Raw genomic sequence first — 19,575 nt, 5'->3', positions numbered from 1 at the left:
GAGCAGTGCACTCCTTACGTACCTGTGACGGCACGGCGCGGACCCGCGATCCGCGGGTCCGCGCGCCGTAGCGTCGCAGCATGCGTGTACTAGTCACAGGTGGCGCGGGCTTCATCGGCTCGCAGATCGTCACGGCGCTCACGGCGCGGGGCCACGACCCGGTGGTCCTCGACGCCCTGCTCCCCGCGTCCCGTTCCGCGGCCCGCCCCCGGCCGCCCCTGCCGCCCGGCGGTGCGTGGATCCACGCGGACGTGCGGGACCCGGCGGCGGTGGCCGACGCACTGCGCGGCGTGGACGCCGTCTGCCACCAGGCGGCGATGGTCGGCCTCGGCACCGACTTCTCCGACGCCCCCGACTACGTCAGCTGCAACGACCACGGCACGGCCGTGCTGCTCGCCGCGATGGCCGACGCGGGCGTCGCCGACCTGGTGCTCGCCGGGTCGATGGTCGTCTACGGCGAGGGCCGCTACGACTGCGTCCGGCACGGCCGGGTACGGCCCGGTCCGCGCGCCGCGGCCGATCTCGAGGCCGGCCGGTTCGAGCCGCTGTGCCCCACGTGTGGCGACGCGCTCGTCCCCGGTCTCGTCGGCGAGGACGCGCCCGTCGACCCGCGGAACGTGTACGCCACGACGAAGCTGGCGCAGGAACACCTGGCGGCGGCCTGGGCCAGATCGACGGGCGGACGCGCCGTCGCCCTGCGCTACCACAACGTGTACGGCCCCGGGATGCCGCGCGACACCCCCTACGCGGGCGTCGCCGCCTTCTTCCGGTCGGCGCTCGAACGCGGCGAGGCACCCCGGGTCTTCGAGGACGGCGGCCAGCGCAGGGACTTCGTCCATGTGCGGGACGTGGCGGAGGCGAACGCCGTCGCCCTGGAGGCGGTCCACGGGCGGGCGCCGGGAGTGCTCACCGCGTACAACACCGGGAGCGGCACCCCGCACACGGTCGGGGAGACGGCGGCCGCGCTGGCCGCCGCGCACGGCGGGCCCGAGCCGGTCGTCACCGGCGAGTTCAGGCTCGGCGACGTACGGCACATCACCGCCGACTCGGCACGGCTGCGCGCCGAACTGGGCTGGAAACCTCGCGTCGGCTTCGACGAGGGCATGGCCGAGTTCGCCGCGGGCGGACCGGAGGATGCGGCATGCTGACCGCCGACGTGGTCCTGCCCTGTCTCGACGAGGCGGAGGCACTTCCCTGGGTGCTGTCCCGCATCCCGGCCGGCTGGCGGGCGATCGTCGTCGACAACGGCTCGACGGACGGCTCCGCCGAGATCGCCCGTGCGCTCGGCGCCGTCGTCGTCCACGAGCCCCGGCGTGGCTTCGGTTCCGCCTGCCATGCGGGGCTGCGGGCGGCGCAGGCCGAGTACGTGTGCTTCTGCGACTGCGACGCGTCGCTCGACCCGGGACTGCTCACCGGGTTCGTCCGGCGGATCGCGGACGGCGACTCGGACCTGGTGCTGGGGCGGCGGCGACCGCGGCAGCGTGGGGTGTGGCCCGCACACGCGCGGGCCGGCAACGCCGCACTGTCCCGCATGCTGCGCCGGCGCACCGGCCTGCGACTGCGTGACCTCGGCCCCATGCGGGCCGGGCGCCGCACCGACCTGCTGGCCCTCGACCTGACCGACCGCCGCAGCGGCTACCCCCTCCAAATGGTGGTCCGTGCCTGCGATACGGGGCTGCGGGTGACGGAGGTCGACGTCCCCTACCTGCCGAGATCGGGGAAGTCCAAGGTGACGGGCACCTGGCGGGGCACCTGGCACGCCGTACGGGACATGAGCGCCGTACTGGCGGAACAGCCGCGGTCCCTGGTGAACGGCGGCACACGATGAACGGCACCCTGCTGGTGATCGCGAAGGCGCCGGTGCCCGGCCGGGTCAAGACACGGCTCACTCCCGCCTACACCCCGAAGGAGGCCGCCGCGCTCGCCGAGGCAGCGCTGCGGGACACCCTCGACGCGGTCCTCGCCACCCCCGCCCGGCGGCGGATCCTGGTGCTCGACGGCGAACCGGGGGCGTGGCTGCCGCCGGGCCTCGAGGTCGCGCCGCAGTGCGGCGGCGGCCTCGACGCGCGGCTCGCGGCCGCCTTCGCGCTGTGCGGGGACGAGGGGCCGGCCCTGCTGATCGGCATGGACACCCCACAGGTCTCCCCCAGCCTCCTCACCACCGGGCTGGAACCGGGCCCCGGCGAAGCCGCGTTCGGCCCGGCGGACGACGGCGGGTTCTGGGCACTCGGTCTCGGCTCACCCGCGCTGCACGGCCGGCTCGTGCGCGGTGTGCCCATGTCGTCTCCCGACACGGGCGCCGCACAGCGGGAACGGCTCGTCGGAGCCGGACTGACGGTGCGTGAGCTGCCGACGCTGCGGGACGTCGACACGCCCGACGACGCCCGTGCGGTGGCCGCCGCCGCGCCGCACACGCGGTTCGCCGCCGCGCTGGTCGCGACGGCCGGGGCCGGATCCGGGGCGGGGGCGCGGTGACCGCGCCGCCCTGGCAGGCCGACCCGTACACGGACGCCCTGCGCACCGGCCGCGGACCGCTGTTCCTGCGCCGCCCCGACGGCCGGCTGCTGCCCCTGGAGGTCGAACGCTGGTGCGCGGAACCCGACGCCGCCGACCGCACGGTCCTCTCCCACAGCCACGGCGCCGTCCTGGACATCGGCTGCGGCCCAGGCCGCCTGGTCGCCGCGCTCGCCGCGCGCGGACGGACCGCGCTCGGCATCGACATCAGCCCCGAGGCCGTGGCCCGCACGATACGCATCGGCGGCAGCGCGCTGCTCCGCTCGGTGTTCGACCCGCTGCCGCGGGAGGGCCACTGGGACACGGCTCTGCTGATCGACGGCAACACCGGCATCGGCGGCGACCCGCGCGCGCTGCTGTCCCGGGTGGCCGAACTCGTGAGGCCCGGCGGCCTGTTGATCGCCGAGGCCGCGCCGCTCGACGTGGACGAACGCACCGTGGTCCAGGTCTTCGACGGCACGACGGCGGAGGGCTCCGCGTTCCCCTGGGCCCGGGTGGGCACGGAGGCGCTGCTGCGGTACGGGCGGGGGGTGGGGTGGGTGCTGGAGGACGTGTGGTCGGCGGCCGGGGGGCGACGGTTCGTGGCGCTGCGACGAGGGGCGTAGCGCCTGCGGCGGGCGATCCCCTGCCCTCTCCCCCGGCCTGGCGGAAGTGGGGGTACCCCTACTTCCCCAACCGGGCTCCGCCCTCACCCGGTACCGCGCTTCGCGCGGTGCTCTCCATCGCCGGAGGGGCTGATGTCGCGCAGCTTCCTGGCCCCACCCGTCGGCAGGAGGGGACACCGGCCGTGCACATCTCCGCTCGTACGTGGGCCGCCTCCGGGCGCCACGGGACCGTGCGGCCAGTGGCGCGCAGGAGACCACGCGAGTCACGGCGCCCGAGAACTGCTTCCGGGTCGCGTCGCCCTGACGGGCGTCAGCGGGTGACGGGTCCGCTCGTCACAGTCGCCCAGGAGCCGTCGTTCACCGCGTACACCGTCAGCCGGCGGTTGACCGTGTCGCCGTTCCCGTCGAAGGCGACGCGGCCCGTGACACCGTCGAAGGCCAGCCGCGCCACGGCCTGCGGCAGTTTCGCCCGGGTGTTGCCGGGGAGGGTGCCGCCGTTGGCCGTCACGACGGCCTTCACCGCCTCGATGAGGGTCCAGGTCGCGTCGTACGCGTAGGGGCCGTACCAGCCGGCCGCCTCCCGGTACCCCGCCTTCCCGTATTGGGCGAGGAAGTCCTGCCCTGCCGCCGACTCCTCTGCGGGTTCGCCGATGTTGGTCGCGAGGTCGCCCTCGGCCTTCGGGTTCGCAGTGGGGTACTGCTGGTCGAGGATGCCGTCGCCGCCCATCAGGGGGACGTTCACTCCCGCCTGCTTGAGCTGCTGGGAGAGCGGCGCCGCGGCGTCGTAGTAGCCGCCGAAGTAGACGGCGTCCGCGCCCGAGGACCGGACCCTCTCGGCGAGGCCCGCGAAGGCGCGTTCCGCGGGGTCGACCTGCTCGGTGCCGACGACGGTCCCGCCGAGCTTCGTGAACTCCGCCGTGAAGCCGGAAGTGAGGGCGGCGCCGTAGGCGCTCGCGTCGTCGACCACGTAGAGCTTGGTCTTCTTCGCCTCGCCATGCAGGTACCGGGCGGCGAACGGCCCCTGGTCGACGTCCGTGGCGATGGTACGGAAGTAGGTGGGGTGCGGACGGGTCTTGGTGCCCGCGGCCCAGTCGGGGCCCATCGTCAGCACGGGGTCGGTGTTGCCAGGTGACACGTTGACCATGTCCGCCCGCGCGAGCGGTGGCACCAGGGTCTCGGCGACGCCGGAGTTGAGGGGTCCGACGACCCCCAGCACCTTCTCGTCGGACACGAATTGGGCGGCGTTGGACCCGCCCTGGGCGGGGACGGCCTCGTCGTCCAGGGCCTTGATCTCGAAGTTCACCCCGGGGACGTGCCGGGTTTCGTTGGCGGTCCTGGCCGCCAGGTCGGCCGCGTTCCTGATACCGAGGCCCATCGAGGACAGCCCGCCGCTGAGCGGTGCGTCCACCCCGATCACCACCGTGACGGAGGAGGCTCCCGAGCCGCTGCCCGCCGCCCCGCCGCCGGGTTCGTCGTCGTCCCGGGTGAGGGTCCAGGTCAGGACGGAGCCGGCGGCGAGCGTGGCCAGCGCCGTGCCCAGGACCACGGAGCGCCGGGTGAGGGCCCGCCGCCGGGCGGACGCCCGCTCGCCGTGCTTCGTCTCGGGCGTCGCCCCGAGCGTGACCGGGTCCTCGGCCGGGGGCTCGGGCGCGGGCTCGGGCGCGGGCGGGCCTGTCGGCCGGTCCGGCACGGGACGCGGCGGGGTGCCGGCCGCGGACCCGGAGTCCAGGACGGTGGGGGTCCGCGGTGACGGCGTCGTCGATGGTGCCTGCTCCGGCGCGGTCGAAGCGGGCGCGTGCTCCGCCGCCGCGTCCGGTGCCGGTACGGGGGTCGCCCTCGGATCGGGCGTGGGTGTGGGAGCCGGCTCGGGTTCGGGCACGGGCCCGTGCCCGGCCGATGAGTCGGCCGGAGGCGGGGAGGTCCGCAGCACCGACGCCAGCATCTCGGCCGCTTCCGCGGCGCCCACGCGCTGCGCCGGGTCCTTGGTGAGGAGCGCGTCCAGTACGGGCGCCAGCGGGCCGGCATGGACCGGCGGCCGATGTGGGCGGGTGAACACGGCCACGGCGAGGGCGTGGAGCCCCTCCGCATCGAACGGCGGATGCCCCTCGACGGCGTGGTAGAGGGTGGCGCCGAGCGCCCACAGGTCGTTGGCGGGGGTCGGGCGCTTGCCCTCCAACTGCTCCGGCGGCATGTACTGCGGCGTGCCGATGACGATCCCGGTGTGGCTCAACTTGGTCGTGGCGTCCGCGAGGTGGGCGATGCCGAAGTCGGTGAGCACGACACGGTCCTTGGTCAGGAGCACGTTGTCCGGCTTGATGTCACGGTGGATGATCCGCGCTCCGTGCGCCTCGGCCAGCGCGTCGAGCATGGCGGCGCCGATCTCGGCCACCCGCCGCACGGGCAGCCGTCCCCGGCCGCGGATGGCGGCGGCGAGGGACTGCCCGCGGATCAACTCCATGACGATGACGGGGGCGCCGTTGTGCTCCACGACGTCATGGATGGTGATGATCCCGGGGTGGCTGAGAGTGACCGCCGCGCGGGCCTCGCCGGTGAACCGCCGGAGCAGCGCGGCACGGTCGCCGTCCTCCATACCCGGCGGGAAGAGGATCTCCTTGACGGCGACCTCGCGTCCGAAGAGCTGCTGGTCGAGGCCACGCCAGACCCGACCCATACCGCCCTGGCCGATGCGTTCGACCAGCTGGTACCGGCCCGCGATGAGTTCGGGATTCTGCTCGGTCACGCGCACACTCTAGGTCCTGCTGAGCCGATCGGGTGACGGAAAGACAGCTTGATCACGCCCACTGTTAGCTGCGCTGCCGGGGACCAGGCGCCGCTAGGCGAACGCAGGAGCCTGGCTTCGCCCCTTGGCCAGGCCGGCCGGAACCGGTGGCTCCGCCCCCGGACCCCCGCGCCTCAAACTCCCCCGACGGCCTGGCGTCCGTGGGAGAGGCCCCCAGCGGGCCTGATTTCGCGGAGCGAAATCCAGCCTGCCCGGCGCTCGAGGGCACCGCGCGAAGCGCGGTACGGGTCCGGGCAGAGCCCGGTTCGGAAAGGGCGGGGTGGGGAAACGGCCCCGCGCAGCGGCCACGCCCCACCCGCACCCGTCCTCGTGCCGGCCCCTCAGCCGCCCGACACCGCCCGCAGCGCCCCCGGCCGACGCCCCGTCAGCGCGTCCAGCGCCGCCGCGGACGCCGCGTCCGCGGGCACATGGACCAGCAGGCGCTGGTCGTCGTCCGCAGGCAGTTCCAGCGTCTCGTACGCGAGCCGCAGCTCCCCCGCGTCCGGGTGCACCACTCGCGTGACGCCGCTCGCCCGCGGCAGCCCCGGCAGTCGTTCCACCCGGTCGGTGAAGACCGTGCCGACCGTCACGGTCAGCTCGTCCGCCAGCGCGGCGATGTACGGGTCCGCGCGGAACGGCCCTTGTTTCAGCGACGCGACCTGTTCGTCGGCGACGCGTTCCCAGTCGGGGTAGGCGGCGCGGGCCCGGTCGTCGGTGAGGACGAAGCGGGCCGCGTTCGGCGGGGTGCCGTCGAGCATGCCGAGCGGGCCGACCAGCCGCTCGTACCCCTCGGTCCAGGCCAGCAGCTCGCTCAGCCGGTTGACGAGCACCGCGGGCGCGGGCTCGAGCCGTTCGAGCAGGGCCCGCACGGTGGGGCGGACGTCACGAGCCGGCCTCGCGCCGCCCATGCAGTTGAAGCCGGCGTCGGCGGACTTGGTGAGCCGGTGGAGGTGGATACGTTCGCCGGCCGAGAGCCGCAGCGCGTCGGCGAGCGCGGAGAGCACGGGCGGGGAGGGCCGCCGGTCCCGGCCCTGTTCGAGACGGGTCACGTACTCGACGCTCACGCCGGCGAGCGTCGCCAGTTCCGATCGGCGCAGGCCGGGTGTACGGCGGCGGGGGCCGGCGGGCAGGCCCACGTCGGCGGGGGTGACCGCCTCGCGGCGCGTGCGCAGGAACAGGCCCAACTCGTTGTCGCTCACCGTTCGAACGTAACAGCCCGGACCGCCGGGATGGTGGCCCTGTCACTACCAGCCTCGGCCCGGCCTTCCTCGGTGCCGCACCGGACGGCAGGTTGAGAGACGTCGGCCCCGAGGGGGGCCGTCCCGTCCCTTGAGGAGTACACCCGTGTCCGAGAAGCACGCCGAGAAGCACGTCGAGAAGGACTCCACGAAGAAACTGGAGCTGGTGGTGATCATCGGCAGCGTCCGCCAGGGCCGCTTCGGTCCCGTGGTCGCCGAATGGTTCGTCGAGCAGGCCCGGCGGCACGGCCGGTTCGGTGTCGAGGTGGTGGATCTGGCGGACATCCCGCTGCCGCTGGACCTGCCGCCCCTGCCGCCGGCGCTGCAGCCCGACATGGAGCGGCCCGCGGACATGGCCCCGCTGACGCGGCGGCTCGCGGCGGCCGACGCGATCGTGGTGGTGACCCCGGACTACAACCGCAGTTTCCCGGCGTCCCTGAAGGCCGCGATCGACTGGCACTACACCGAGTGGCAGGCGAAGCCGATCGGTTTCGTCGGCTACAGCGGAGGCAGCGGCGGTCTGCTGGCGATCGAGCAGCTGCGCCAGGTGTTCGGTGAGCTGCACGCGCACACGGTCCGCGACATGGTCTCGTTCCCCCGCTACTACGAGCTGTTCGCTCCTGACGGCACGCTCATCGACCCCGACGGCCCCACCGGCGCGGCGAAGACGATGCTCGACCAGCTCGACTGGTGGGGTTCCGTGCTCCACGACGCGCGCCGTGACCGGCCGTTCGGAGCCTCCTGACGCCGGCCGTCCCGCGCAGCCGCCGCACGAGCGCCACCGCCGCGGTGGCGAGCACCACCGCGGCGAGGGACAGCAGCCAGTTGCGCGGATAGTCCAGCGGAAGGACGGAGGGGTTGTGGGGCGTGCCGGGTGCGAAGAGGACCGGCAGGGCGATCAGTGTCAGGCAGCCCGCGGTGACGAGCGCCCCGCGCAGCGGTCCCCGGCCGGGGAGCCGTGCGAGCAGCAGCCCGGCGGCGAGCACCAGCGGGGCGAGAAGGAGGTCGTGGAGGACGACCGCTCCCGCCAGCCAGAGGACGACGTCCCGGGCCTGCCCGCCGCGGAGGAGGAGGAAGACGCCGACGCCCATCAGGGCGACGCCGGCGGCCCCTGTCGCGATACGCATCACAGCACCTCGATCCTTCCGACCCACTTGGTCTGCCATACGCCGGGACGGTTGGGGGCGATGATCCGGGCGGGGTAGCCGTGGTCGAGGGTGAGGATCTCGCCGTTGAGGCGCAGCGCGAGGAGGGTGAGCGGGTCGTCGGTGTATCCGCCGCCCATCTCCATCACCCGGTAGGCGCCGCGCCGCTCCAGCGAGACGACCCTCAGCGCCGTGCCGGGCGGTGCGCCGGCCCGTTCCACCAGGTCCTGGACGCGTACGCCGGTCCAGCGCGCGGACTTGCTCCAGCCTTCGACGCAGGCGATGGGCAGTGTCACGGTGTGCTGGGGCAGTGCGGCCAGTTCGTCGAGGGTGAGCGCGTAATGGCGGGGACCGGTGACGGTGAGCCGCCAGCCGGCGAGGGCCGGGACGCTGACCCGGGCCGCGGCGGCGGTGCGGTTGACGGGCAGGTGCTGCGGTCCGTGGTCGGGGTGGCGGGGGGCGAGCAGGTCCAGGCGCCCCAGTGGTGTGAGGGACTGGCCGACGGTGGTGAGGGTGACAGCCCCCACGGCCGCGACGACGCCGGTGAGGAGGGAACGCCGGTCCGGTCCGTCCGCGGCGGGCAGTTCGAGCGTTCCGGGTGAGCGCCGGCTCCAGTGGTCCCTGATCTTCGGGTATTTCACGGCGATGTGCAGGACCAGGGCGCCTGCCAGCAGCCAGGCCACCGCGAAGTGGACGGGCACGAAGGAGAACGGCCACGGGTACCACTGGGCGGTGTTCAGCAGTCCCGTGGTGAGCTGGAAGAGGGCCGCGGCGACGAGCACGCCCACCGACAGCCGTTCGAGTGCATGCCCCAGGGACCGCAGCGCGGGCCGTACGAAGAGCCTCGGATAGACCGTCCACAACTTGGCGAGCAGCAGCGGGACGGCCGCGATGCCGCTCGCGACGTGGAGCCCCTGGTTGAGGCGGTAGCCCCAGTACGGCCGACTGGGCAGCGAGCCGGCGAGCCAGTCCGGCGGCCGTTGCAGGTAGTGGCTGATCACCCCGGTCACGAAGCACACGGCGATCGCGGCGCCGAGCAGGCGGCCGACGGCGGTGGCCGTGCGGGCGTCGTGCAGCCTGCCGGTGAACCTCGGCGGCCGGAGGGTGATCGGTGGTCGGATCCTCATGTCTCCATGAGACCTCCCCCGAGGGCCGGGGCGAGGGATCCGACACCTTACGGAATGCGGACGTCAGGAGGCGTCTCCCCCGTTCGGGCCGCCGTGGCTGGAAGGCTGGAGTCCGTGATCAACACGCGCTCACTCACCGCTTGTCTCCTCGTCGCCGGCCTGACGGCCGTGCTGGCGGCGACGGTCCTCAAGGACGGCTACATCACCGATCCCGGCGGCCTCGCGTGGTGGTACGCCGCCTGCTGGCTGCTGTTCGCGGCGGCCGTCCTCGCCGTGCGCAGGATGCCCGTGCGGCACGCGGTGGCGCTGGTCCTCGCGGGTGGTGTCGCGGTCGCGGCGACGGGCCTGCTCGCCCCGCCGCGTACGAGCACCGACTCGTACCGCTATGCCTGGGACGGCAGGGTGCAGGCGGCCGGGATCTCGCCGTACGACCATCCGCCCGCCGATCCGGCACTCGCCGGTCTGCGCGACGACTGGCTGTTCCCGCGCGGCGCGGACTGTGCGCTGCCGGAGCGGTCGCGCATCGGCGGGCCGGCGGGCGAGCTCCACTGCACGCGGATCAACAGACCGCAGGAGCACACGATCTATCCGCCGGTGGCGCAGGGCTACTTCCTGGTCGTGCACGCGCTGTCGCCCGAGAACGCCCGTCACAAGGCGCTGCAGACGGGCGGCGCGCTCCTCGCGGTCGGCACGACCGTCGTGCTCGTGCTGGTGCTGCGCCGTCGTGGTGATCCGCGGCAGGCCGCGCTCTGGGCGTGGTGTCCGGCGGTGCCGGTGGAGGCGGTGAACAACGCGCACGCGGACGTGCTGGGGGTGCTGCTCGCGGTGCTGGGCCTGTGGGTGGTGGTCCGCGGGCGCTTCGAGGGCGGTGTGCTGCTCGGCGCGGCGGTGGCGACGAAGCTGCTGCCCGCGGTGGTGCTGCCGGGGGCGCTGTCGGGCGTCCGGCGGTGGCGGGACGCGGCGGCCGTGCTGGTGCCGGCCGCGGCGGTGGTGGCGGTGACGTACCTGCCGCACGTGCTGCTGTCGGAGAGCTCCGTGCTCGGCTATCTGGGCGGCTACACCAAGGAGGAGGGCTACGACGACCCGTCTGCCCGCAACCGCTACGCGCTGCTGCGGCTGGTGCTGCCGGACGCGTGGGCGCTGCCCGCGGCCCTGCTGGTGACGGCGGTGGTCGTCGTGCGCGTCATGCGCCGCGGCGACCCCGAACGGCCCTGGAGCGGCGCACTGTCGGTGACGGGCACGGTGTTCCTGCTGATGACGCCGGGCTACTCCTGGTACGCGCTGCTGCTGGTGGCGCTGGTCGCGCTGGACGGCCGGTGGGAGTGGCTGGGCGTCGCGGCGGCGGGCACGGCCAAGTACGTGGCGGTGCACCTGGACGGGGACAGTTCGGTGGTGGGCACGACGGCGTACGCCCTCGCGGCCGCCGCGGTGGCGGCCGGGGCGCTGGTCCGCCGGAACCGGGGCATGCCCGCGGATGCCGCCGGCGTACCGAGGTCCGTGCGAGGGGAGTCCGCGCGCGTCGCGGTGGGCAGAAAGGGGGAATGACCACCTCCGCCGAACGGTCCGAACCCGCGCCCGTCCGCTCCCGCCGTGCGCTGCTGGCCGGTTCGGTCGGCAATTTCGTCGAGTGGTACGAATTCGGTGTCTACGGCTACTTCGCCACGATCATCGCCGCGAACTTCTTCACGCCGGAGGGCGGCAGCGACGTCGAGGCGCTGGTGAAGACCTACGCGTCGTTCGCGCTCGCGTTCTTCTTCCGTCCGGTCGGGGCCGCGCTGTTCGGCCGGATCGGTGACCGGATCGGGCGCCGCCCGACGCTGATCCTGGTCATCGGCCTGATGACGCTCGCCACCACCCTGATCGGTCTGCTGCCGACGTACGCCACCGTGGGTGCCCTGGCGCCGTGGCTGCTCACCCTGCTGCGGATCCTCCAGGGACTGTCCGCGGGAGGCGAGTTCGGCGGGGCCGTGTCGTTGATGACGGAGTTCGCGCCGCCCGGCAGGCGCGGCCTGTACGGGTCGTGGCAGTCGTTCACGGTGGCGCTCGGGCTGCTCGGCGGCGCGGGTGCGGCGGCGCTGCTGGCGACCGTGCTGTCGGAGGCGGCGCTGAACGACTGGGGCTGGCGGCTGCCGTTCCTGCTGACGCTCCCCCTCGGCGCGGTCGCCCTGTGGCTGCGGCTGCGTCTCGAGGAGACGCCCCGTTTCCAGGAGGCGGAGGCCGCGCCGGTCGCGCCACCGCCGACCGGGGAGGTCGTGAGGGCGATCGTGCTCGGCGCGGGCCGGATCATGGGCTGGGCGGCGGCCGGTTACACCTTCCTGGTGGTGCTGCCGTCGTATCTGCAGTCCAGTCTGAACGCGTCGTTCCGGGAGGCGCTGATCGCCACGGTCCTGGCGAACCTGGGCTTCGCGGCGTCGATCATCCCCGCGGGGCTGGTCAGCGACAGGGTCGGCCGGCGGCCGGTGATGCTGACGGGAGCGGTCCTGGTGGTGCTGCTGGCCCTGCCGCTGATGAACCTCCTTCAGGACGAGGGGGCTTCGGCGGCGGCCAAGGGCGCCGCGGTGTTCGCCGCCGGCGCCGTCGTGGGCCTGCTCGCGGGACCGGGGCCCGCGATGCTGGCCGAGATGTTCCCGACATCGGTGCGCTGCACGGGACTCGGCCTGGCGTACGCGCTGTCGAACGCGGTCTTCTCGGGGTGCGCGGGCCTCGTCATCACGGAGCTGATCAAGCGCACCGGCAGTGTCGACATCCCCGCCTACTACGCGGCCGCGACGTGCGCGGTCAGCGTGTTCGCGCTCCTGACGCTGCGCGGCGACGACCACCGCAGGGCGCTGCGGTGAGGGTCGTCGGGCTGATGTCGGGGACGTCGTACGACGCGATCGACGCCGCGGCCGCCGACATCGTCCTCGAGGACGGCACGCTGAAGCTGTCCCCGCTCGGCCTGATCGGGGAGCGGTACGACGAGGAGCTGCGGGCGGCCCTGGCGGGAGCGCTGCCGCCCGCCGCGACCACGCTCGAGCGGGTGTGCCTGCTGGACACCCGCATCGGGCAGGCGTTCGCCGCGGCGGCGGTCCGCGCGGACCGTGAACTGTGCGCGGGGCGCGCGGAGTTGGTCGCCTCGCACGGGCAGACCGTGTACCACTGGGCGGAGGGCGGCCGGGTCCACGGCACTCTCCAGCTGGGGCAGCCCGCGTGGATCGCGGAGGCGACCGGCTGCACGGTGGTGTCCGACTTCCGTCCGAGGGACGTGGCGGCGGGCGGTCAGGGCGCCCCGCTGGTCGGCCTGGTGGATCTGCTGTGGCTGCGGGGCCGGCCGGGCGTGCCGGCGGCACTCAATCTGGGAGGGATCGCCAACGTCACCGTGGCGGGCGGGGCGGGCGGCCCGGTCGCGTTCGACACGGGACCGGCGAACGCCCTGGTGGACGCTGCTGTGGTGGAGCTGACGGGTGGGCCGCTCGGCTACGACGTGGACGGGGCGCTGGCCGCCGCGGGCCGGGTCCATCGGCCGCTACTGGACCGGCTGCTGGCGGAGCCGTACTACCGGCTGCCTCCGCCGAAGACCACCGGCAAGGAGCTGTTCCACGTGGACCATGTGCGCGAAGCGCTGGCCGGCGTCGGCCCGTTGCCGCCCGAGGACGTGATCGCCACGCTCACCCGGCTGACCGCGCGGACCGTGGCGGACGCGCTGCGGCCGCTGGGCGCGACCGAGGTCGTCGCGTCGGGAGGCGGCACGCGTAACCCGACGCTGATGGGGGCGCTGCGGGCCGAGCTGGCCGGGACCCCGCTGCGTACCTCCGACGAGCTGGGGATGCCGGCCGCCGCGAAGGAGGCGTACGCCTTCGCCGTGCTCGGCTTCCTGACCGTGCACGGCCTGGCGGGCACCGTGCCCGCGTGCACGGGTGCCCGAGGGGCGCGCGTCCTCGGGTCGATCACCCCGGGCGGCCGTGTTCCGGTGCTCGCGTCCCCGGCGGAGCGTCGGGTCGACTCCCTGGTCGTCGTGGACCGTTGACCGTGGTGGTGCGGTGGACCGTGGTGGTGCGGTATGTCCGCACCACCACGGCCTCGGCGAGCGTGTTCCGGGCCGCCGGAGCGCCGCTCCCGTGCCCGTACTCCTGATGCGGTGCCGGCCTGCTGCCCCCGCGGCAGCAGGTCAGCCGACCAGGAAATCCGCCTTGCCCGCCTTCGCTCCCTGTATGAAGGCCTCGATCTCCCCGGAGGTGTAGATCAGGGCCGGTCCGTCGGGGTCGGCGGACTGGCGCACCGCGACCCTGCCGTCGGCCAGCTTCATGGTCTCGACGCAGTTGCCGCCGTTGCCGCCGCTCCAAGGCTTGTGCCAGCCCTCCTCACCCAGCTCGGCGGCCGGCATTCCGTTGTATATGCGTTCCATTCACAGCTCCTTGCGGAGATCGTCGAGGATCTCCTTCGTGCGTTGTACTGTCGCGGCCTGAGCCGCCATGCGGTCCATGACCTCCAGGTGCGTGGCGACCTCGGGGCGCGCGTCGAGATAGACGGCGCCGGTCAGGTACTCGCTGTAGACCATGTCCGGGAGCTCGGCCACAGCGAACCGGAAGAGGACGAAGGGCCCGTACGTGCCGGGGTGGTGGCCGGCCGCGAACTCGGCGATCTGCAAAGTGACGTTGGGCAGCCGTGCGCCCTCGAGCAGCTTCTCGATCTGGGCCTTCATCACGCCCGGCCCGCCGACGGGTCTGCGCACCACCGTCTCGTCCATGATCACCCAGAGCCTGGGGGCGTCGGGCCGGGTCAGCAGGGACTGGCGCTCCATGCGCAGCGCCACATGGCGTTCGACGTCGTCCGGCTCCGTGTGGCCGATGGCTCCGCCGAGCATGATGGCCCTGGCGTAGTCCTCGGTCTGGAGCAGACCGGGCACGAAGTGGGGTTCATACGCACGGATGAGGCTTGCGGCACCCTCCAGGCTGACGTACATGCTGAACCAGTTGGGCAGGACGTCGTGGAAACGCTGCCACCAGCCGGGCTTGTTCGCCTCCTCGGCCAGCTCGACGAAACCGCGGGCCTCCTCGTCGCCGATCCCGTAGGCGCCGAGGAGCAGTTGGACGTAAGGGATCTTCAGCGCGACCTCGGCGGTCTCCATCCTGCGGATGGTGCCGGGGGCGACGCGGAGGACCTTGGCCGCTTCCTCACGCTTGAGGCCGGCGCGCTCCCGCAGATCCTGCAGGCGCTTGCCGAGAACGACCTGCCCCACGGTGGGGGCGGACCGCGGTTCACTCACTTCGAGACCTCCCCACGTGCTTGATTGCGAGCAGTGTGCCACGGCACCCAGTCGATGAATATGCCCACTCTGGATTTTTCATAGTGGGGGTTGCCAATGTGATGGGTGCAGCGGGAGAGTGGTCGTGTGAACCGTGACGCGCTCGCCACCGAGCTCCTGGACTCCCTTGCGGGGACCGATCTCACCCGGTACGCCTTCGAGTTGCCGGCGCGCGCCGAACAGGTCTCCCGAGCAAGAAAGATGGTCTCCGCACGGCTGGAGAGCTGGGGCGTCGAGGGAGACGCGCACGACACCGCACTGCTCGTCCTGTCGGAGCTGTTCACCAACGCCATCGTGCACACCGGCGGTCATCTGGTCGGCTGCGAACTCCTCGCCGGCGCCGACCGGTTGCGCGTCACGGTGCAGGACCAGGGAGCCGCCGCCACCGGCCCGCGTGTGTGCCACGGCGCGGAGGGCGAGCGCGGGCGGGGCCTGCTGCTCGTGGAAGCGGTGAGCCGCGCCTGGGGCACGTACGACGCCGCGCCGGGAGTGGGCCGCGTCGTCTGGGCCGAACTGCCGTACATACCGGGTGCCGCGTCCAGGGAAGGGGCGTCGGCGTCGGAGTGGCCGTGCTGAGGAACCTGGCGCCGCTCCTGTCCCGGGGCGTGCGCCACGACGACGCCGACCGCCTGAGCAGACTCGAGGTCCCCGCCGCGCTCCCCACCACGCTGGGGTGCGACGCGGTCGGCGTCCCCGCACACTACGGAATCCGCCTGCTCGCCCGGATGCGGAGCACCGGCTGCGTGTTCGCCGACGGCGCCTGGTGGTGGTGGATCGTCCCCGCGGGATCCGACCTCGACCTGATCTGGCCGCTGCCGTCCCACTACGCCCGCGGGGCGCGGGTGCCCGCCAGCGGCGCCCGGCTGATCCGCCGGCCGGACGGCCCGAGCCCGTACACGCCTCCCATCCCGCTGTACCTGATGACCTGTCAACTCACCGGCACCGCGCCGCGTTGGCCGGTCGGCGTGACCGGCTCGGCCCGGGGCTGGGCGGAGCGCCCGCGGAGGTCCGCCGGGCCGCCGGACGATCCGCCGGGATAGGCTTCCTCGCATGTCAGAAGCGAATACCGGCCCCGAACGGCAGGGCCTCACACCGCGCCAGGCCCGCCGGGTCCGGATAGCCCTGTCGGCCGCCATCATGATCGCGGTGGGTGCCACGCTGGCGCTGCGACTGGGCAGCACCCATTCCGTGCTCACCGTGGGCTTCTACGGCATCGCCCTGATCCTCTCCGGCAGCGCGCTGGTCCTCAGCCGCGCCGGACGCACCCGGTGGGCCACCCTGGTCCTGGGCGTCGGCGTGGCGGTGGCGCTCGTCGCGGAATGGGCGATCGCCTCGATGCGCTGAGCGGCGGGGCGTCCTCGTTCCGGGCCGGTCACACGGGGCGAGCCGTCGGCCGGCCGCGGGATCGCCGGACACCCTCGGCTACCCGTCAAGCCGACCGGCGTCGCGGCCCGTTCGGCGTCGCGGCAGCCCGGATGTGGCCGACCGGATCGGCAGCCGGGTCGTCTTTCACGGCGCGGGGACCAGCACACCGGGATTGAGGATTCCGGCGGGGTCGAGTGCCGCCTTGGCGGCGGTCAGCGCGGCGGCGAACGGGTCCGGGCGCTGGATGTCGTACCAGGGGCGGTGATCGCGGCCGACAGCATGGTGATGGGTGATCGTGCCGCCGTTGCCGGTGATCGCCTCGGAAACGGCCGCCTTGATCTCGTCCCACTGGGCGACGGTGCTGCCCCAGCGGCCGGGCGCGTAGACCCCGAAGTACGGTGCCGGGCCGTCCGGGTAGACGTGGGTGAATCGGCAGGTCACCACACCGTCCTGGCCGGTGACCTTGCGGACGGCGACCCGGGCCGCCTGCGTGACGGCATGGTGAAGGTCTTCGTACCGGTCCCAGGTGCACGCCGTCTCGAAGGTCTCGGCGATCACCGAGTGACGGGCGAGCGCGTCACGCTGATAGGGCATCCGCAGGAAGGAGGAACGCCATGTGTCGCCCGTGCTTTCCCCGGCGGCACCGGCGCGGATCTCGCCGCCGTGGTCCCGGCACAGTTCCTCGGCCCGGTCCAGGGACGTGCCCACCGGATGGTCCGCCGACTCGAACCCCAGGATCAGCACGCCGCCCCCGACGGCGACACCCGCGTTGACCAGCGCCTCGGCGGAATCGAGCAGCCGGCAGTTCGCCGGGTGCAGCCCGCTCTGCGCGACCGCCCTGGTCGCCGCCACCGCCGCCGCGTGGTCGGCGAAGTGCACAGAGGCCGTCGCGCGCCAACGGGGCCGCTCCTGCAAGCGCATCCACGCCTCGGTGATGACGCCCAGGGCACCTTCGCTGCCGAGGAAGAGCCGGTCGGGCGACGGACCCGCCCCCGAACCCGGCAGCCGCCGCGACTCGTTGATCCCGCTCGGGGTCACCACACGCATCGACTCGACCAGGTCGTCGATGTGGGTGCGCAGCGTCGCGTAGTGGCCGCCCGCCCTGGTGGCCAGCCAGCCACCCAGGGTGGAGAACTCGAACGACTGCGGGAAGTGCCTCAGCGTCAGACCGGAGGGCCGGAGCTGGTCCTCCAGGCGCGGGCCGAACACACCCGCCTGGATGCGCGCCGCCCGGCTCACGGGGTCGATCTCCAGCACGCGGTCCAGCCGCCCGAGGTCGATGGTGACGGCCGCACGGTCGTCGTCGAATCGGGGCTCGATCCCGCCGACGACGGAACTGCCGCCACCGTAGGGGATCGCGGCGATCCCGTCGCGGGCGCACCAGTCGAGCAGGTCGACGAGGTCACGTTCCCGTCGGGGCCGCGCCACCAGATCGGGCACGTGGCGCAGGTCCCCGTGCAGGTTGCGCACCACGTCCCGGAACGCCTTGCCATGTGCGTGCCCGGCCCGGTCGGCCGGGTCCGCGGAGCAGAGATCCGCGAGGGCGGTGGGGGCGGACACCCGGGGAGCGAGCAGCCCGAGCGCGGAGACGTCCGGAGGTTCATGGCCCGTCAGGTCGCGGGGCGCCAGCATCCGGACCCTGCCCAGCAGGGCTTCCAACTCCGCGCCCGTCACGGCCTCCTCGACCGTGCCCCAGCCCCACCATGACCGTGTCATCGCCCGCCCTTCCGTAATTGACCTATGGGTAAATTACTCATCGGTCATACAGGGCGCTAGAGTGGACGCGTGAACAAGGCCGGAACCAAGGGCGTTGCCCGTGCCGAACGAGAACGACAGATCATCGGCATCGCGATCGAAGAGCTGGGCGAACGAGGCCACGCCCGCGCCTCCGTCGTCGACATAGCCCGGCGCGCGGGCATTTCCAAGCCGCTGGTCTACGGCTACTTCGGCTCCAAGGACGGCCTGTATCTGGCCTGTCTGAGCCATGTCGGTGACCTGCTGGTCGAAGCCGTCGACGCCGCCCGAGCCCGCAGCGGCTCGCCCGACCAAGCCCTGGACACCCTCGCCGCGCTCTTCGACGCGGTCGGCACGTGCCGTTACGCCTGGTCCGTGCTCTACGACCCGACGATTCCGCCCGCCGGCGTGATACACGACGCCGCGATGCGCTACCGGGCCCGGCTCGCCGATATCGGCGCCGCGGGGAGCACCGACCTCCTCCGCCGCGCGGGGCACCACGCCCCGCTCGACCACGCGTTGCTCAACCACATATGGCAGTACGCCGTCACAGCCGTCATGCGCTGGTGGACCGACCACCCCGAGCAGTCACCCGCGGACATGACGGCCCGCTGCGCACGTGTCCTGTCCGCTCTCACGCCGAACTGACGGAGTGAGGATCCGAACGGCCTGCCCGGGCAGTCGGATTCAGCCGCCGGAGACGGCCCGCAGGTGGGCCTTGCCCCGGCGCACTCCGGGGACCGCGCTCGACTGGTTCTCCCTCAGGACCAGCGTCATCCGGGTGTACTCCTTGTCCCGCAGGGTCGTCGGCGTCTCGTCGATGATCCTGCACTGGGTGCGTCCCCAGCGGGGGTCCGGATGGTTCACGGGCCGAACGGCTCCGTCGTGGTGGATCGCCGGCGCCCCCACGGCGCTCATCCAGTGCGGCAGCCCGCACCGGTAGGCGGCGTCCATGATCGGGTCGTCGGCGATGTCGTCACGAATGGCTTGAAGGGCGTCGTCGTCGCCGTGCTTGTCGAGGGCCGCGGCCAGCTGTGCCATCAACGGCAGGCACCAGCTCGTCTCGTGCTCGCCGAGCACGGTGCGCGCGTCGGGATGGAAGAGCACGAACCGCAGGAAGTTGCGGTCCGGCATGGCGGTCGGGTGGGGTCCGATGCCACGGAAGAGGGCATCGAACGCGGGGTTGGCGTGGGCGACGTCCCAGCGCCGGTCGAAGAGCACGGAAGGCAGCGGCACCGCGTCCATCATCGTGGCGTAGTCCCGCAGATAGGCCAGCGTCTCGGGGTCCGGGGGCCCCTCCGGCCGCGACGGCGGCTGCGGCTCGGGCGGACGCACGGGCACCGGCGGCGGGACGGGCGCCGTGGGCCCGGACGGTGCCGGGCGGCGCACCGGACGCGAGGGCGGCACCGGACCCGACGGCCTGACGGGCGTCTCGCCGCCGAAGGAGTCGTACCGCACCGGCGCGTCCCGGTCGACGGCGAGGCGCAGCAGCCGGCCGCCCTGCTGGTCGTTGAGCTCCAGGGCGTCGATCAGGGCGCAGAGCGTGTCCTCCGACCACTGGCGGCCCGGCGTGCGTTCCCACGTGGCGTAGGTGTAGGCGCTGATGCCGAGGCGGGCCGCGACCTCCTCGAGGCTCAGGCCCAGTTCCTCACGGCGTCGCTTGAGGGCGTCCCCGAGCCGCTTCGTACGGGCCGTGGCCCGTGCGGCGCCGACGGGGCTGAGACGTCCGTGGACACCCCGGCGTTCGACGCCCGCCTCATGTGTCATCGAGAACGCCACCCTTC

At 73.4% G+C, this 19,575-nt stretch carries 20 protein-coding genes; 12 read left to right on the top strand and 8 right to left on the bottom strand.

The features are described from left to right. Positions 1 to 80: 80 nt before the first annotated feature. From AB0K36_RS09780 to AB0K36_RS09765, 4 genes are read left to right on the top strand one after another with little or no spacing between them, the layout of a single operon-like run. On the top strand, positions 81 to 1,148 hold the full coding sequence (locus tag AB0K36_RS09780) for an NAD-dependent epimerase/dehydratase family protein (RefSeq protein WP_364590776.1): 1,068 nt from the start codon (positions 81 to 83) through the stop codon (positions 1,146 to 1,148). Further along, a complete protein-coding gene (locus AB0K36_RS09775) occupies positions 1,142 to 1,828 on the top strand; it encodes a glycosyltransferase family 2 protein (protein WP_364590773.1) in 687 nt (228 codons plus the stop codon). Before AB0K36_RS09780 ends, AB0K36_RS09775 begins: the two co-directional genes overlap by 7 nt. Next, positions 1,825 to 2,475 (top strand): TIGR04282 family arsenosugar biosynthesis glycosyltransferase, encoded by a 651-nt coding sequence (locus AB0K36_RS09770; protein WP_364590770.1) that lies wholly within the window; start codon positions 1,825 to 1,827, stop codon positions 2,473 to 2,475. Before AB0K36_RS09775 ends, AB0K36_RS09770 begins: the two co-directional genes overlap by 4 nt. Further along, complete coding sequence (locus AB0K36_RS09765) at positions 2,472 to 3,119, top strand: class I SAM-dependent methyltransferase (RefSeq protein WP_364590767.1); 648 nt, start codon at positions 2,472 to 2,474, stop codon at positions 3,117 to 3,119. The genes AB0K36_RS09770 and AB0K36_RS09765 overlap by 4 nt, the downstream gene beginning before the upstream one ends. Before the next feature lie 310 nt (positions 3,120 to 3,429). On the opposite strand, the gene AB0K36_RS09760 is transcribed toward AB0K36_RS09765, so the two are convergent. Beyond that, positions 3,430 to 5,859 (bottom strand): bifunctional serine/threonine-protein kinase/ABC transporter substrate-binding protein, encoded by a 2,430-nt coding sequence (locus AB0K36_RS09760; RefSeq protein ID WP_364590764.1) that lies wholly within the window; start codon positions 5,857 to 5,859, stop codon positions 3,430 to 3,432. A gap of 380 nt (positions 5,860 to 6,239) precedes the next feature. Next, positions 6,240 to 7,097 carry a helix-turn-helix domain-containing protein gene (locus tag AB0K36_RS09755; protein ID WP_364590761.1) on the bottom strand — a complete coding sequence of 286 codons (858 nt, stop codon included), beginning with the start codon at positions 7,095 to 7,097 and terminating at the stop codon, positions 6,240 to 6,242. A gap of 145 nt (positions 7,098 to 7,242) precedes the next feature. Here AB0K36_RS09755 and AB0K36_RS09750 point away from each other — a divergent pair, with 145 nt between their 5' ends. Continuing rightward, positions 7,243 to 7,881, top strand: coding sequence for an NADPH-dependent FMN reductase (locus tag AB0K36_RS09750; RefSeq protein ID WP_364590758.1), 639 nt, complete (start codon positions 7,243 to 7,245; stop codon positions 7,879 to 7,881). Here the strand turns inward: AB0K36_RS09750 and AB0K36_RS09745 are convergent. Beyond that, complete coding sequence (locus tag AB0K36_RS09745) at positions 7,769 to 8,263, bottom strand: hypothetical protein (RefSeq protein ID WP_364590755.1); 495 nt, start codon at positions 8,261 to 8,263, stop codon at positions 7,769 to 7,771. The genes AB0K36_RS09750 and AB0K36_RS09745 overlap by 113 nt on opposite strands. Then, positions 8,263 to 9,408: a molybdopterin-dependent oxidoreductase gene (locus AB0K36_RS09740; protein ID WP_364590752.1), complete on the bottom strand. Its 1,146-nt coding sequence runs from the start codon at positions 9,406 to 9,408 to the stop codon at positions 8,263 to 8,265. The genes AB0K36_RS09745 and AB0K36_RS09740 overlap by 1 nt, the downstream gene beginning before the upstream one ends. A 114-nt stretch (positions 9,409 to 9,522) precedes the next feature. On the opposite strand from AB0K36_RS09740, the gene AB0K36_RS09735 reads away from it, so the two are divergent. Genes AB0K36_RS09735 through AB0K36_RS09725 form a run of 3 tightly spaced genes read left to right on the top strand, consistent with a single transcriptional unit; the run spans position 9,523 to position 13,414 of the window. After that, a complete protein-coding gene (locus AB0K36_RS09735; RefSeq protein WP_364590749.1) occupies positions 9,523 to 10,953 on the top strand; it encodes a glycosyltransferase 87 family protein in 1,431 nt (476 codons plus the stop codon). Next, positions 10,950 to 12,245, top strand: coding sequence for an MFS transporter (locus AB0K36_RS09730; protein WP_364590746.1), 1,296 nt, complete (start codon positions 10,950 to 10,952; stop codon positions 12,243 to 12,245). Before AB0K36_RS09735 ends, AB0K36_RS09730 begins: the two co-directional genes overlap by 4 nt. Then, entirely contained in the window at positions 12,242 to 13,414 is a 1,173-nt protein-coding gene (locus AB0K36_RS09725; protein ID WP_364590743.1) for an anhydro-N-acetylmuramic acid kinase, read from the top strand. Before AB0K36_RS09730 ends, AB0K36_RS09725 begins: the two co-directional genes overlap by 4 nt. A gap of 141 nt (positions 13,415 to 13,555) precedes the next feature. On the opposite strand, the gene AB0K36_RS09720 is transcribed toward AB0K36_RS09725, so the two are convergent. Continuing rightward, positions 13,556 to 13,792: a DUF397 domain-containing protein gene (locus AB0K36_RS09720; RefSeq protein WP_364590740.1), complete on the bottom strand. Its 237-nt coding sequence runs from the start codon at positions 13,790 to 13,792 to the stop codon at positions 13,556 to 13,558. Continuing rightward, positions 13,793 to 14,653, bottom strand: a complete 861-nt coding sequence (locus tag AB0K36_RS09715; RefSeq protein WP_364590737.1) for a Sco1979 family transcriptional regulator — start codon at positions 14,651 to 14,653, stop codon at positions 13,793 to 13,795. It abuts the gene before it with no gap. 126 nt (positions 14,654 to 14,779) lie between these two features. On the opposite strand from AB0K36_RS09715, the gene AB0K36_RS09710 reads away from it, so the two are divergent. From AB0K36_RS09710 to AB0K36_RS09700, 3 genes are read left to right on the top strand one after another with little or no spacing between them, the layout of a single operon-like run. Then, complete coding sequence (locus tag AB0K36_RS09710) at positions 14,780 to 15,268, top strand: ATP-binding protein (protein ID WP_364590734.1); 489 nt, start codon at positions 14,780 to 14,782, stop codon at positions 15,266 to 15,268. A gap of 5 nt (positions 15,269 to 15,273) precedes the next feature. Beyond that, positions 15,274 to 15,732, top strand: a complete 459-nt coding sequence (locus AB0K36_RS09705; protein ID WP_364591085.1) for a hypothetical protein — start codon at positions 15,274 to 15,276, stop codon at positions 15,730 to 15,732. Positions 15,733 to 15,742: 10 nt separating this feature from the next. Continuing rightward, positions 15,743 to 16,036 carry a hypothetical protein gene (locus AB0K36_RS09700; protein WP_189464680.1) on the top strand — a complete coding sequence of 98 codons (294 nt, stop codon included), beginning with the start codon at positions 15,743 to 15,745 and terminating at the stop codon, positions 16,034 to 16,036. A gap of 165 nt (positions 16,037 to 16,201) precedes the next feature. Here the strand turns inward: AB0K36_RS09700 and AB0K36_RS09695 are convergent, their stop codons facing one another. After that, entirely contained in the window at positions 16,202 to 17,773 is a 1,572-nt protein-coding gene (locus tag AB0K36_RS09695) for an FAD-binding oxidoreductase (RefSeq protein ID WP_364590731.1), read from the bottom strand. A 69-nt stretch (positions 17,774 to 17,842) separates the two neighbouring features. On the opposite strand from AB0K36_RS09695, the gene AB0K36_RS09690 reads away from it, so the two are divergent. Continuing rightward, on the top strand, positions 17,843 to 18,439 hold the full coding sequence (locus AB0K36_RS09690; RefSeq protein ID WP_364590728.1) for a TetR/AcrR family transcriptional regulator: 597 nt from the start codon (positions 17,843 to 17,845) through the stop codon (positions 18,437 to 18,439). A gap of 39 nt (positions 18,440 to 18,478) precedes the next feature. Here AB0K36_RS09690 and AB0K36_RS09685 read toward each other — a convergent pair whose 3' ends face one another. Beyond that, entirely contained in the window at positions 18,479 to 19,558 is a 1,080-nt protein-coding gene (locus AB0K36_RS09685) for a helix-turn-helix domain-containing protein (protein ID WP_364590725.1), read from the bottom strand. Between the last annotated feature and the right edge of the window lie 17 nt (positions 19,559 to 19,575).

Origin of the sequence: Streptomyces kurssanovii (assembly GCF_040677245.1) — a bacterium.
GTDB classification, from domain to species: Bacteria; Actinomycetota; Actinomycetes; order Streptomycetales; family Streptomycetaceae; genus Streptomyces; species Streptomyces kurssanovii.
This window is presented reverse-complemented; position numbering and strand designations above follow the sequence as displayed.

Bases quoted from the DNA above. Each gene is read 5' to 3' on its own strand.
- AB0K36_RS09780 (WP_364590776.1), top strand. From the start codon at position 81: ATGCGTGTACTAGTCACAGGTGGCGCGGGCTTCATCGGCTCGCAGATC.
- AB0K36_RS09775 (WP_364590773.1), top strand. From the start codon at position 1,142: ATGCTGACCGCCGACGTGGTCCTGCCCTGTCTCGACGAGGCGGAGGCA.
- AB0K36_RS09770 (WP_364590770.1), top strand. From the start codon at position 1,825: ATGAACGGCACCCTGCTGGTGATCGCGAAGGCGCCGGTGCCCGGCCGG.
- AB0K36_RS09745 (WP_364590755.1), bottom strand. From the start codon at position 8,263: ATGCGTATCGCGACAGGGGCCGCCGGCGTCGCCCTGATGGGCGTCGGC.
- AB0K36_RS09740 (WP_364590752.1), bottom strand. From the start codon at position 9,408: ATGAGGATCCGACCACCGATCACCCTCCGGCCGCCGAGGTTCACCGGC.
- AB0K36_RS09730 (WP_364590746.1), top strand. From the start codon at position 10,950: ATGACCACCTCCGCCGAACGGTCCGAACCCGCGCCCGTCCGCTCCCGC.
- AB0K36_RS09720 (WP_364590740.1), bottom strand. From the start codon at position 13,792: ATGGAACGCATATACAACGGAATGCCGGCCGCCGAGCTGGGTGAGGAG.
- AB0K36_RS09700 (WP_189464680.1), top strand. From the start codon at position 15,743: ATGTCAGAAGCGAATACCGGCCCCGAACGGCAGGGCCTCACACCGCGC.
- AB0K36_RS09695 (WP_364590731.1), bottom strand. From the start codon at position 17,773: ATGACACGGTCATGGTGGGGCTGGGGCACGGTCGAGGAGGCCGTGACG.
- AB0K36_RS09685 (WP_364590725.1), bottom strand. From the start codon at position 19,558: ATGACACATGAGGCGGGCGTCGAACGCCGGGGTGTCCACGGACGTCTC.